The sequence below is a fragment of the Streptomyces sp. NPDC033165 genome, assembly GCF_055577965.1.
This window is the reverse complement of the sequence record NZ_JBVIPK010000009.1, coordinates 113,423-125,975: the sequence shown is the minus strand read 5'-3', so window position 1 is coordinate 125,975 and position 12,553 is coordinate 113,423. Positions and strand designations below refer to the sequence as shown.

Genomic DNA, 12,553 nt, shown 5'->3' with positions numbered 1-12,553 from the left:
CTTACGGGGGTGCCGGTGGGTCAGAAGCCGAAGTTCTGGGTCCACCAGGGACCGCCGGAGCCCTCGTGCACACCGATGCCGATGGTCTTGTAGTCGCAGTTGAGAATGTTCGCGCGGTGGCCGTCGCTGTTCATCCAGGCCTCCATCACGGCCTTCGCGTCAGCCTGGCCGCGGGCGATGTTCTCCGCTGCGAGCCCCTGCACGCCGGCCTGCGCGGCGCGGTCCCAGGGGGTGTCGCCGTCGGGGTCGGTGTGGTCGAAGAAGCCGCGCGCCGCCATGTCCTCGCTGAAGTTCTGGGCGAGGGAGGTCAGCGGGGCGCTGGTGGCCAGCGGGGAGCAGCCGACCTTCGCACGCTCCTGGTTCACCAGGGCCAGCACTTCGGAGCGGGCGGAGGCGTCGGTGGGCGAGGGGGAGGGCTTCTGGCTCGGAGGCGGGGCGGCGGAGGTCTTCGGGGGCGCCGGGGCCCTGCTCGCCGGGGGAGCGCTCTTCTTCGGGGCCGTGGTGGGCGCCTTCGTCTTCTCGGACGGGGTGGCGGACGGCTTCTGGGACGGGGCCTTGGACGGCGACGCCGACTTCGAGGGGGTCTTCGAGGGCGTCTTCGACGGGCTCGTGGAGGGCGATGCGGAAGCGCTCTTGGACGGCGTCTTCGACGGGGTCTCGGCGGACGGGGCCTCCGGGCGCTCGCCGCCCCGGCTGGTGGGGGCGGCGGACCGGTCGGCGGGCGCGGTGGAGCTGCCGCCCTGCGTCAGGAGGTCCGGTACGCCGGTGCGCACCTGGTCGGCGGCGGTGACCCCGCCGGAGGTGGTGGTTCCGCCGCCGGGCAGCAGACCCGAGGCGACGGCGACCGCGCCGGCGGCCACGGCGGCCGAGGCGCCGAGGAGGCCGGTGCGCACCGGGACGGAGGACCTCTTCCGGCGGCGCGCGCCCTTGTGCCGGGAAGCGTCCCGGGTCACGGGTTCTTCAGCGGCGGGGCCTGCGGCGGATCGTCGGTGGCGTCCCATGCGCTGTGCCTTCCTGATGCTCCGGACGTCCCTGCGACGCCGTTCGACTGCTCTGGTGATCGAATGCCGGATGATCGACTATTCGTCGACGTCCATCCGATACTCACCACTCACCCGATCGAGTGAGGCTATTGCGACCGGACTGTAGCCCATGGGTGAAAGGGGGCGGCGTGCTTCGAGAGCAATTGGCCGGTTAGCGTTCGGGCATGGACAAAGATGCGCGCCTCGTCGTCTGGGTACGCGGCCGAGTACAGCAAGTAGGGTTCCGCTGGTTCACCAGGGCAAATGCTTTGGAGGTCGGCGGCCTCGTGGGCTTCGCCCTCAACCTCGACGACGGCAGGGTGCAGATCGTGGCCGAGGGACCACGTGAGAATTGCCACCGTCTGCTGGACTGGCTGCGCTCCGACGACACACCCGGGCGCGTGGACGGCGTCACTGAGATCTGGGACACGCCGCGCGGCGGATACGACGGATTCGCCGTCCGCTGATCCCGTCGCCCGGGGCCCGTCGATCCGCTCGGTGAACGGAGTGCGCCGAACGGTCACCGCGGTGCCCGCCCGGACCCCCGCACCCGAAATGACCTGCGAAGGGACCCGGCGACGGCCGATGGTTGCCAGATATCGAATGTCATGCAAGGCTGCGGCCTTGACGAAGATCTGCACGCCCCTCGGGGTCCCGCAGGAGAGCCGCGCCGCGTGATCGTCCGGCCGCGCGCCCCCGGGACACCCGAGTCCACAGGGTGTGATCGTGTTGACCGTCAAACTTTTTGGTGAGACGCTGAAAACCCCGCGCACCTCAGCTGTTCGGTAGAGCTGACAATCAGCAGAACCGCAGTAGTGAAGAGCCCTGCCGAGCACCGCGGGTGCGATCCCCTGACGACCCACACCGCATCGGTCGGTCACTCATTGTGGAGGACCATCCATCATGGCAAAGGCGCTTCTCGGTTACGTCGGCGGTTCCGACCCGCGACTCCTCGCCGAGATGCGACGGCTCCAGCAGCGCGTCCAGGACCTGGAATCCGAGCTCACCCGGATCCAGGGCGAGAACGACGCGCTGAACGCCGCCGCTCAGCACCAGGAGTCACTGCTCGACAGCATCGACATCGACGTACCCCAGGGCGAGCCGGCGCTGACCTGACCGCGGTGGCCCTCATGGGGGCCGGTCGGGTCGGCTACGGCTCAGTAGCCTCGGAACACCTCTGATTCGTCCTGCGTCACGGTAGAGAGATGTGCCGCGCAGGACCGTAGCAAGATCTACAGGGACGCTTCGGCGTCCCTTTTTCTTTGCCGTGTCCCCCTCCGCCCGACCCCGCCCCGGGCGTACCGGCCTTCGCTTACCGTCTGATGTGCCCTGCACCTTCATCAGTGAAACCGAGAGTGAAAGGTAGAGTCCGGCGGCGTGCACCTCAAGGCCCTGACCCTGCGTGGTTTCAAATCGTTCGCGTCCGCCACCACCCTGCGGTTCGAACCGGGGATCACCTGCGTCGTCGGTCCCAACGGATCGGGAAAGTCCAATGTGGTGGACGCGCTCTCCTGGGTCATGGGGGAACAGGGAGCCAAATCCCTGCGCGGCGGCAAGATGGAAGACGTGATCTTCGCCGGGACCACCGGACGGCCCCCGCTCGGCCGCGCCGAAGTATCGCTGACCATCGACAATTCCGACGGCGCATTGCCCATCGAGTACGCCGAAGTGACGATCACTCGGATCATGTTCCGCAATGGCGGCAGCGAATACCAGATCAACGGCGACACCTGCCGACTGCTGGACATCCAGGAACTCCTCTCCGACTCCGGCATCGGCCGCGAGATGCACGTCATCGTCGGCCAGGGCCAGTTGGACTCCGTCCTGCACGCCGACCCGATGGGCCGCCGGGCCTTCATCGAGGAGGCCGCGGGCGTCCTCAAGCACCGCAAGCGGAAAGAGAAGGCGCTGCGGAAGCTGGACGCGATGGGGGCCAACCTGGCCCGCGTCCAGGACCTCACCGACGAACTGCGCCGCCAGCTCAAGCCGCTCGGCCGCCAGGCCGCCGTCGCCCGCCGCGCGGCCGTCATCCAGGCCGACCTGCGCGACGCCCGGCTCCGGCTCCTCGCGGACGACCTGGTGACCCTGCGGGACGCGCTGCGCGACGAGATCGCCGACGAGGCCGAGCTGAAGAAGCGGAAGGACGCGGCAGAGGCCGAACTGAAAGCGGCGCTCGACCGCGAGGCGGAGCTGGAGGGCGAAGTGCGCCGGCTCGCGCCCCGGCTCCAGCGCGCCCAGCAGACCTGGTACGAGCTCTCGCAGCTGGCCGAGCGGGTACGCGGCACGATCTCGCTGGCCGACGCCCGGGTCCGCAGCACCACCCAGGCCCCCACCGAGGAGCGCCGGGGACGTGACCCCGAGGACCTGGAGCGCGAGGCCGCCCGCATCCGTGAGCAGGAGGCGGAGCTGACTGCGGCCCTGGAGGCGGCCGAACACGCGCTGGAGGACACCGTCGCCCACCGCGCCGACCTGGAACGCGAACTGGCCGCCGAGGAGCGCCGCCTCAAGGACGCGGCCCGCGCCATCGCCGACCGCCGCGAGGGGCTCGCCCGGCTGAACGGCCAGGTCAACGCTGCCCGCAGCCGGGCCGGTTCGGCGCAGGCGGAGATCGACCGCCTGGCCGCATCCCGCGACGAGGCCCAGGAACGGGCACGAGCCGCCCAGCAGGAGTACGAACAGCTCAAGGCCGAGGTCGACGGCCTGGACGCGGACGACGAGGAGCTCGCCGCCCGCCACGAGGCCGCCAAGAAGGCCCTGGCCGAGGCCCAGTCCGCCCACAGCGCCGCCCGCGAGGACGCCACCGCCGCCGAGCGTCGCCGGGCGGCGGTCGCGGCCCGGCACGAGGCACTGGCCCTGGGCCTGCGCCGCAAGGACGGTACGGGGGCGCTGCTCGGGGCCCGGGACCGGCTGACCGGCCTCCTCGGCCCGGCCGCCGAACTGCTGACCGTCTCGCCCGGCTACGAGATCCCGGTCGCCGCGGCCCTCGGCGCGGCGGCGGACGCGGTGGCGGTCACGGGCCCGGCCGCGGCCGCCGAGGCGATCAGGCTCCTGCGCGAACGGGACGCGGGGCGCGCGGCGATGCTCCTGGGGGACGGGGCCGGGCACGTACCGGGGCAGTCCGGTCCCCCGGGCGCCGGCCCCTCGCACGTGCCCGGTGCCGCCCACCCCGCCCCGCTGCCCGCGCAGAGCGGTGCGCCGGGTGGCGGGGGAGGCCGTACGGAGACCGGGGGCAGCGCTCCGAGCCGTACCGGAAGCGCTACCGCCGCCCCCGCCCCCGCCGTCGCCGACCTGGTCTCCGGCCCGGTCGCCCTGGTGAACGCCGTACGCCGCCTCGCACGGGACATCGTCGTCGTCGCCTCCCTGGAGGACGCCGAAGCCCTCGTCGCCGCGCACCCCGGGCTGACCGCGGTGACCGGGGAAGGGGACGTGCTCTCCGCCCACTTCGCGCACGGCGGGTCCGCCGGGGCGCCCAGCCTCCTGGAGGTGCAGGCCTCCGTGGACGAGGCCGCCGCCGAGCTGGCCGACCTCGCCGTGCGCTGCGGGGAACTGGCCGAGGCCCAGCGGCTGGCGGGGGAGCGGCGCAAGGAGTCGGCCGCGCTCGTCGAGGAGCTGGGGGAGCGCCGCCGGGCGGCCGAGCGGGAGAAGTCCGGGGTCGCCCAGCAGCTCGGGCGGCTCGCCGGGCAGGCCCGGGGCGCGGCGGGCGAGGCCGAGCGGATGACCGCGTCCGCGGCCCGCGCCCAGGAGGCCCTGGAGCGGGCGACCGAGGAGGCCGAGGAACTGGCCGAACGGCTGCTGGTGGCCGAGGAGGCCCCCGTCGAGGAGGAGCCCGACACCTCCGTACGGGACCGGCTCGCCGCCGACGGGGCCAACGCCCGCCAGACCGAGATGGAGGCCCGGCTCCAGGCGCGTACGCACGAGGAGCGGGTCAAGGCACTGGCCGGGCGCGCCGACTCGCTGGACCGGGCCGCCCGCGCCGAGCGGGAGGCGCGCGCCCGCGCCGAGCAGCTCCGGGCACGCCTGAGGCACGAGGCGGCCGTGGCCTCCGCCGTGGCCTCGGGCGCCCGTCAGCTGCTGGCACACGTCGAGGTGTCCCTCGTACGGGCCGACCAGGAACGCACGTCGGCCGAGGCGGCGAAGGGCGAACGGGAGCGCGAGCTGGCCGCCGAGCGCGACCGGGGCCGGGGGCTGAAGGGCGAGCTGGACAAGCTCACCGACTCGGTCCACCGGGGCGAGGTGCTGGGCGCGGAGAAGCGGCTGCGTATCGAGCAGTTGGAGACGAAGGCCCTGGAGGAGCTGGGGGTCGAGCCGGCGGGGCTGGTCGCCGAGTACGGCCCGGACCAGCCCGTGCCGCCGTCGCCCGCGGCCGAGGGCGAGGAGCTGCCGGAGGACCCGGAGCACCCGCGCAACCTGCCGAAGCCGTATCTCCGGGTCGAGCAGGAGAAGAGGCTGCGGGCGGCCGAACGGGCGTACCAGCAACTCGGGAAGGTGAATCCGCTCGCCCTGGAGGAGTTCTCGGCACTGGAGGAACGGCACAAGTTCCTCTCCGAGCAGCTCGAAGACCTGAAGAAGACCCGGGCCGATCTGCTCCAGGTGATCAAGGAGGTCGACGAGCGGGTCGAGCAGGTGTTCACCGAGGCGTACCGGGACACGGCCCGCGAGTTCGAGGGGGTCTTCGCCCGGCTCTTCCCCGGCGGCGAGGGGCGGCTCGTCCTGACCGACCCGGACAACATGCTGGCCACCGGTGTGGACGTCGAGGCGCGCCCGCCGGGCAAGAAGGTGAAGCGGCTCTCGCTGCTGTCCGGCGGCGAACGGTCCCTGACGGCCGTGGCGCTGCTGGTCTCGATCTTCAAGGCCCGGCCCAGCCCGTTCTATGTGATGGACGAGGTCGAGGCGGCGCTCGACGACACCAACCTCCAGCGGCTGATCCGGATCATGGAGGAGCTCCAGGAGAGCTCCCAGCTGATCGTGATCACGCACCAGAAGCGGACGATGGAGGTCGCCGACGCGCTCTACGGCGTGTCCATGCAGGGCGACGGGGTCTCGAAGGTCATCAGCCAGCGGCTGCGCTGACTCTCCACCGAACCATCAGAGGTCCAACGCACCTTTTGTGCACTCCTGGGTACACGGGACCAGACCCGCTGTTTGACTTCGCTTCTTGAACGCATAACCTCTCCAAAGTTGATTTCGCCTTCAAGTGGTGGCGGGCCGGATGTTGTGCCCCACTGGGAAGGCTCACCCCCACGTCTGACTTGCGGCCAGGCATCAGGAGTTCACGTGACCAGCACAGCGAACGGACCGGCGTCCGGAGCCCGAGCGGCCCATCCGGACCACCTCGGCCATGTCATCTTCATCACCGCGGCCGCGGCGATGGGCGGCTTCCTCTTCGGCTACGACAGTTCCGTCATCAACGGGGCGGTCGAGGCGGTCCGTGACCGGTACGACGTCGGCTCCGGGGCGCTCGCCCAGGTCATCGCGATCGCGCTGATCGGCTGTGCGATCGGCGCCGCGACCGCCGGGCGGATCGCGGACCGGATCGGCCGCATCCGCTGCATGCAGATCGCCTCGGTGCTCTTCACGGCCAGCGCGATCGGCTCCGCCCTGCCGTTCACGCTCTGGGACCTGGCGATGTGGCGCATCATCGGTGGCTTCGCCATCGGCATGGCCTCCGTCATCGGCCCGGCCTACATCGCCGAGGTCTCGCCCCCCGCCTACCGGGGCCGCCTCGGCTCCTTCCAGCAGGCCGCGATCGTCATCGGCATCGCCGTCTCCCAGCTGGTCAACTACACCATCCTCCAGATCGCCGACGGCGACCAGCGCGGCGACATCCTGGGCCTGGAAGCCTGGCAGTGGATGCTCGGCGTGGAGGTGATCCCGGCCATCCTGTACGGGCTGCTCTCGTTCGCCATCCCCGAGTCCCCGCGCTTCCTCATCTCGGTCGGCAAGAAGGCCGAAGCGCGCAAGATCCTCGAAGACGTCGAGGGCAGGAACATCGACCTCGACGCCCGGGTGGCCGAGATCGAGACGGCCATGCACAGAGAGCACAAGCCGGTCTTCAAGGACCTGCTCGGCAACCGCTTCTTCTTCCTGCCCATCGTCTGGGTCGGTATCGGCCTCTCGATGTTCCAGCAGCTCGTCGGTATCAACGTGGCCTTCTACTACTCGGCGACGCTGTGGCAGTCCGTGGGTGTCGACCCGACCGACTCGTTCTTCTACTCGTTCACCACCTCGATCATCAACATCATCGGAACGGTGATCGCGATGGTGCTGGTGGACCGGGTGGGCCGCAGGCCGCTCGCCCTCGTCGGCTCCATCGGTATGGCGATCGCGCTCGCCGTCGAGGCGTGGGCCTTCTCCGCCGACCTGGTCGACGGCAAGCTGCCGACCACGGAGGGCGCCGTCGCCCTGATCGCCGCCCACACGTTCGTGCTCTTCTTCGCCCTGTCGTGGGGTGTCGTCGTCTGGGTCTTCCTGGGCGAGATGTTCCCCAACCGCCTGCGCGCCGCGGCCCTCGGCGTGGCCGTCTTCGCGCAGTGGATCGCCAACTGGGCGATCACCGCGAGCTTCCCGAGCCTGGCCGACTGGAACCTGTCGGGCACGTACATCATCTACACCTGCTTCGCCGTGCTCTCGATCCCCTTCGTGCTCAAGTTCGTGAAGGAGACCAAGGGCAAGGCGCTGGAGGAGATGGGTTGAATCCCCGCTGCCCATCTCCTCAACACCGCGCTGCCCCGGCTCACCGAGCCGGGGCAGTCGGCGTTCCCACCGCCTCGCAGAACAGCCGCAGACTCCGCCACCCCTCCTCCACCGGCATCCCGCCGCACAGCGGATGCAGCACCAGGCTGTCCGCCTCCAGGGCCTTCAGCTCGTCCGGCGTCACCATCCGGTACACCCCCTCCTCGCGCAGCTCCGCCACGGTGGTCGCCGCCGAGCGCACCGCCGAGCGGATGTCCCCGGACTGCCAGGAGGCGTACGTCCGCGCCTCGTGCAGCAGATGCTCGCCGTGCAGCGCCCACGTCCGCTCCGGGTCCTGCGACACGTGCAGCAGCGGCGTACGCTCCGCGGGCATCATGCAGAAGCCCTCCGTCCCGTGCTCGGCGCACTGCTCCCGGTAGTACGCCTCCAGCTCCGGAAGATGCGCGCTCGGGAACAGCGGCAGCCCCAGCCGGGCCGCCCGCCGCGCCGCCGCCCGCGAACTGCCGCCGACCAGCAGCATCGGGTGCGGCCGCGTGTACGGGCGCGGGGTGACGCGTACCGTACGGCTCCGGTACGCGAACGGCTCCCCGGTCCACGCCGCCAGCAGCGTCTCCAGCAGCTCGTCCTGGAGCCGGCCGCGCCGCCCCCACTCGACCCCGGCCCGCTCGTACTCCTCGGGGCGGTAGCCGATGCCCGCCACCGTCACCAGCCGCCCGGCGCTCAGCAGGTCCAGCACCGCGATGTCCTCCGCCAGGCGCAGCGGATCGTGCAGCGGCCCGATGATCGCCGAGACCGTCACCGCGATCCGGCGGGTGGCGCCGAAGACCGCCCCGGCGAACGTGAACGGGGACGGCAGCCAGGAGTTCGCCGCCCCGTGGTGCTCCTCGGTCTGGACCGTGTCGATCCCGTGCTCGTCCGCGTACGCCGCCATCTCCAGGGCGGCGCGGTAGCGGACCGAGTGCGATACGGGGGTGGCGTCGGGATCGACGAGATTGAACCGGATCACCGTGAAGGCCATGGGCGTCCCTTTCGCCGGGCGGGCAGGGCGGGGCGCACCGTAACTGACGTAGCGTCAGAAGTGTAGGCCGGGGCGCGCCGGCTCCTCCGTGCGTTTGAGCTGGACGCCCTCGGCGGCCGGCAGCGGCCACTTCGAGTTCCCCGCGCATTGCCCGCTGATGCCTCACGCCCGGTGAGCCGCACCGGAGTCTTCACGGTGTTCCCCCGGCAGGAGGAGGGAGATCGTTCCCGTGGCTGACGTCGGGCCGATGCCGTCGATGCGACGTTGAGGACATGACCGCTGATATACCGATGGTGAAGACGTCATGGCGCGCGTGGTGGCAGCAGTGGCCACGCTGGGTGGGCCGGATGGCGGTGTTCTGGGCGGTGGCGTACGCCGGCTTCGGCCTGGTCTGCGCGCTGCATGAGACCCCGGTGTTCCCCGTCGGCGACACCCTGGCGCCTTCCGCGCCCGGCTGGGCGGTCACGGTGGTGGGGGTGCTGGCGGCGCTGACCTGCGCGGCGGTGTCGCGGTACGGGATGCGGCCCGCGCTGCGGGCGGCACTGTGGACGGTGTGCGGGGTGGCCGGGCTCGCCGCGTTCAGCCTGCTGATGGATGTGATCACGCTGATGTTCGGCCAGGGCGTGGACAGTTGGGCCTCGGCCTCGCACCGCGCCCTGGCGGCGGCCGGGGCGCTCCTGCTCGCGGCGACCGCCCGCTCCGATCGGCGCCTGCCCGTCGTGGCCCCGGTCCGGGCGCCTTCCGCCGCGTCCCGGCCGGTCCAGTTCGCCGCCTGGGCCGGCACGGTGGCCTTCCTCCCGTATGCGGTGATGAAGCTGACCTGGGCCTTCGGCGGCACCTTCGCCGGGATGTCCGGTGCCGAGATGCGCGCGATCTCCGAACGCAACGGAGCCTCGGGGATCTGGCTCACCCTGGAGTCCTGGGGCCTGGACGCCACCGTGCTCCTGGCCGCACTCGGCGTCTTCCTGCTGTGGGGCCTGGTCCGTCCCTGGGGCCAGGTGTTCCCGCGCTGGACGCCGTTCCTGCGCGGACGTCGCGTGCCGCGCTGGCTCCCCCTGGCTCCCGCCCTGATCGGTGCTGCCACCCTCGCCCCGTACGGGGTGCTCGGCCTCAGCTACGTGGCTCTGGCCACGACGGGCGTGGTGACGATACGGCCCGGCGATTTCCCCTCGTCGGGCGACGCGCACCTCGTCGGCTGGATCGGGATGGCCGCATTCGCCGTATACGGCCTCGCGCTGATGGCGGCCGCCCGCTCGTACTGGTTCCGGACCCGCCGTGCACCCGCCGCACATGGACGCTGAGGGACCGGCCGCGGCCCTGCGCCGGCGGGTGCGAGCACCCTCGGCTCCACCGGACAGGCGGCCCGGAGGCGGCATGCCGGACGGACTCGGGTGACCCGTGATCGCCCGTACGCGCATCGTCACGGGTTCGCAGCTTCTGCGATTCCCCGCTACGCGTGGCCGATACTGGACCCGTTATGGAAATCCTGATCCTTGCTGTAGTCATCGCCCTGGTCGCGGTCGGCCTGATCAGCGGGCTCGTGGTCAGCAGCCGCAAGAAGAAGCAGCTGCCGCCCCCTCCGCCGAGCACGCCGACCATCACCCCTCCCGCCGAGCCCCACGTCGGCGAGGAGGCCGAGACGCCGCGCGACGAAGCGCGGCGCACCATCGACGAGGTCGGCCTCCCGGAGGCCGCCGCGCCCGTCGGGGAAGCCCCGGTCACCGAGGAACCCGAGGCCCCCGCGCCGCCCGCGCTGGAGATCCCCGAGCCCACCGAGGGCCGGCTCGTCCGGCTGCGGGCCCGGCTCGCGCGTTCGCAGAACTCGCTGGGCAAGGGGCTCCTCGCCCTGCTGTCCCGGGACAACCTCGACGAGGACACCTGGGAGGAGATCGAGGACACCCTCCTCACCGCCGACGTCGGCGTCGCCCCCACCCAGGAACTGGTCGAGCGGCTCCGCGAGCGCGTCCGGGTGCTCGGGACCCGCACTCCCGAGGATCTGCGTGCCCTGCTCCGCGAAGAGCTGATCACCCTGCTCGGCCCGGACTTCGACCGCGAGGTCAAGACCGAGGGCGGCGCCGAGACCCCCGGCGTCGTCATGGTCGTCGGCGTCAACGGCACCGGCAAGACCACCACCACCGGCAAGCTCGCCCGGGTGCTCGTCGCCGACGGCCGCAGCGTGGTGCTCGGTGCGGCCGACACCTTCCGCGCCGCCGCCGCCGACCAGCTCCAGACCTGGGGCGAGCGCGTCGGAGCCCGTACGGTCCGCGGGCCCGAGGGCGGCGACCCCGCGTCGATCGCCTACGACGCGGTGAAGGAAGGCATCGCCGAGGGCGCCGACGTCGTCCTCATCGACACCGCGGGTCGGCTGCACACCAAGACCGGTCTCATGGACGAGCTGGGCAAGGTCAAGCGCGTCGTGGAGAAGCACGGCCCGCTGGACGAGGTCCTGCTCGTCCTGGATGCCACCACCGGACAGAACGGCCTCGTGCAGGCCCGGGTCTTCGCGGAGGTCGTGGACATCACCGGCATCGTCCTGACCAAGCTCGACGGCACCGCCAAGGGCGGCATCGTCATCGCGGTCCAGCGCGAGCTGGGCGTACCGGTGAAGCTCATCGGGCTCGGCGAGGGCGCGGACGACCTGGCCCCGTTCGAGGCGGGCGCCTTCGTGGACGCGTTGATCGGCGACTGACGCGCGGTCGTGAACCGCTCCGTACGGCGGACGGGCGGCGGCTCCCACGGGGAGCCTGCCGCCCGTCCGCCGTTTCCGGCCGCTGACTGTCGACGGGTCACCGGGTCACGAGCGGTGGCAGACGTACGCCAGCGTCCCCAGCAGCAGCCGCGCCTGCGGGGGAGCGGCCGCCGTGTCCAGCACCGGGGGGCGCAGCCAGCGGACCGGGCCGAGGCCGCCGAGGTCGGAGGGCGGGGCGGTGATGTGGGTGCCCGGGCCCAGGGCGCGCAGATCGAGGTCCGCGTCGTCCCAGCCCATCCGGTAGAGCAGCGCGGGCAGTTCCGCGGCGGCCCCGGGGGCGACGAGGAACTGCGCCCGGCCCGTCGGCGTCACCGCGACCGGGCCCAGCGGCAGCCCCATCCGCTCCATCCGCACCAGCGCCCGCCGCCCGGCCTGCTCCGCGACCTCCAGTACGTCGAAGGTGCGGCCCACCGGCAGCAGCATCGCGGCGCCCGGCGTCTCGGCCCAGGCGTCCGCGGCGCGGTCCAGTCCGGTGCCCGCCGGGACCTCCCGGGCGAAGCCCAGCGGGTGGGCGCCGGGCGCGGGGCACACCGGATCGCCGCACGAGCAGGCACCGGCCGCGGCCCGCGCCCCGGGGGCCACGGCCCAGCCCCACAGCCCTGTGTACTCGGCCACCGCCGTGCCCTCGGTACCGCGGCCGCGCCGCCGCGCACCGGATCGCATCTCCCGGATGCCGCCGATCGTGAAGCCCATACCCCCTCCAACGGGTCCGAGTCATCGGTGGTTACGACCCGCGGTGCTCGGGTAACCCTCCGTCGCTGAAACTCGATCGAGTGGCGTCCGCGGTGGTGAGCAAGGGAGCGCGGCACGGCGTGCGCGCCCCCGAGTGCTTCCGTCCGCTCGCTCTCGGTCGTGGTCGCTCAAGTCAAGCGCGCCCGGCGGCAGTCGGGTTCATTCGAAGGGGTGGCGAATGGTGGCGTTTCCGCGATCCCCCTCGCGAGAGGGGTGATCGTAGGATTACCGTCGGTACACGAACCCTGGGAGTATGTGCACCCACGGGTATGCCGCGGGCAACCCGACCTACTGTTCGATGTCGTTGGGAACTCCCGCACGGACAGCACCGATGCACGG

At 72.0% G+C, this 12,553-nt stretch carries 9 protein-coding genes; 6 read left to right on the top strand and 3 right to left on the bottom strand.

Annotation, left to right across the window (positions count from 1 at the left end):
• Positions 1–20: 20 nt before the first annotated feature.
• Positions 21–1,001, bottom strand: a complete 981-nt coding sequence (locus ACZ5WC_RS22035) for a CAP domain-containing protein (protein WP_468542394.1) — start codon at positions 999–1,001, stop codon at positions 21–23.
• Positions 1,002–1,207: 206 nt separating this feature from the next.
• Between ACZ5WC_RS22035 and ACZ5WC_RS22030 the strand changes: the two genes are divergently transcribed.
• The 4 genes from ACZ5WC_RS22030 (at position 1,208) to ACZ5WC_RS22015 (ending at position 7,715) form a co-directional block, all read left to right on the top strand.
• Positions 1,208–1,489, top strand: a complete 282-nt coding sequence (locus ACZ5WC_RS22030; RefSeq protein WP_468542393.1) for an acylphosphatase — start codon at positions 1,208–1,210, stop codon at positions 1,487–1,489.
• A gap of 436 nt (positions 1,490–1,925) precedes the next feature.
• A complete protein-coding gene (locus ACZ5WC_RS22025) occupies positions 1,926–2,138 on the top strand; it encodes a hypothetical protein (RefSeq protein WP_073213902.1) in 213 nt (70 codons plus the stop codon).
• A gap of 261 nt (positions 2,139–2,399) precedes the next feature.
• Positions 2,400–6,092, top strand: a complete 3,693-nt coding sequence (locus ACZ5WC_RS22020) for a chromosome segregation SMC family protein (protein WP_468542392.1) — start codon at positions 2,400–2,402, stop codon at positions 6,090–6,092.
• Positions 6,093–6,296: 204 nt separating this feature from the next.
• Entirely contained in the window at positions 6,297–7,715 is a 1,419-nt protein-coding gene (locus tag ACZ5WC_RS22015) for a sugar porter family MFS transporter (RefSeq protein WP_468542391.1), read from the top strand.
• Between the two features lie 40 nt (positions 7,716–7,755).
• Here ACZ5WC_RS22015 and ACZ5WC_RS22010 read toward each other — a convergent pair whose 3' ends face one another.
• Positions 7,756–8,733 (bottom strand): LLM class flavin-dependent oxidoreductase, encoded by a 978-nt coding sequence (locus ACZ5WC_RS22010; protein ID WP_468542390.1) that lies wholly within the window; start codon positions 8,731–8,733, stop codon positions 7,756–7,758.
• A gap of 272 nt (positions 8,734–9,005) precedes the next feature.
• On the opposite strand from ACZ5WC_RS22010, the gene ACZ5WC_RS22005 reads away from it, so the two are divergent.
• The gene (locus tag ACZ5WC_RS22005; RefSeq protein ID WP_468542389.1) at positions 9,006–10,034 is read left to right on the top strand and encodes a hypothetical protein; all 1,029 of its coding nucleotides are present in this window, start codon (positions 9,006–9,008) and stop codon (positions 10,032–10,034) included.
• 176 nt (positions 10,035–10,210) lie between these two features.
• Positions 10,211–11,422 (top strand): signal recognition particle-docking protein FtsY, encoded by a 1,212-nt coding sequence (gene ftsY / locus ACZ5WC_RS22000; protein ID WP_468542388.1) that lies wholly within the window; start codon positions 10,211–10,213, stop codon positions 11,420–11,422.
• Positions 11,423–11,527: 105 nt separating this feature from the next.
• Here the strand turns inward: ftsY and ACZ5WC_RS21995 are convergent, their stop codons facing one another.
• Positions 11,528–12,175 carry a bifunctional DNA primase/polymerase gene (locus ACZ5WC_RS21995; protein ID WP_468542387.1) on the bottom strand — a complete coding sequence of 216 codons (648 nt, stop codon included), beginning with the start codon at positions 12,173–12,175 and terminating at the stop codon, positions 11,528–11,530.
• Positions 12,176–12,553 lie beyond the last annotated feature (378 nt).